The organism is Streptomyces deserti (assembly GCF_054782695.1).
Genome location: NZ_BAAGRZ010000136.1, coordinates 1 through 547, shown reverse-complemented (window position 1 = coordinate 547; position 547 = coordinate 1). Strand labels below are relative to the sequence as shown.

The 547-nt window shown below is 65.1% G+C and carries 1 pseudogene; it reads right to left on the bottom strand.

Annotated elements, in window-relative coordinates:
* A pseudogene (locus ACYVMZ_RS39440) lies at positions 1 to 547 on the bottom strand (hypothetical protein); the annotation flags it as partial.

The window sequence follows — 547 nt, the reverse complement described above, 5'->3', positions numbered from 1 at the left end:
CCCGCCGGGCGATGCTCTTCGCCCATCGGGCTATCCGCGACGAAATAGGACACTCACATAAGGCGCGTACGGGCCTTGACCTGCATAAACGCCCTCTGACGCGGCGGTTGATCAGGGTCTGGACGCCTACGCGGCCGGTTTCGTCGTCGGGGTGGCGGCTGAGGTTGGTGACGATGCCGTAGATCAGGTGCCGGCTTGTGTAGATCCGTGTCTTGAGTTGCGCGGATACGCGGTCTACGACGTCGATCGCCGCCTGGTTGAACTCGACGAGTGGTGGTGTTCCCGGGGGTGGGGCGGCCACACGGGACCAGTTGAAGGTGACGGCGAGGGTTCCGACCGCGTCCGCGCTCACCACCCTGCTGAGAGCCTGGCAGAGTTCGTACGAGACGCCTTCACCTACCGAGTCGGTGATCTCGCTGGGGGTGGGTTCCCGGTCGGCGCCGGCCATTTCCTGTTCGCCGCCCTGAACACCGCCACCGGCAAGGTGATCGGAAAACTGTCCGCACAGCACCGGGCGGTCGACTTCCGCGACTTCCTCGACGAGATC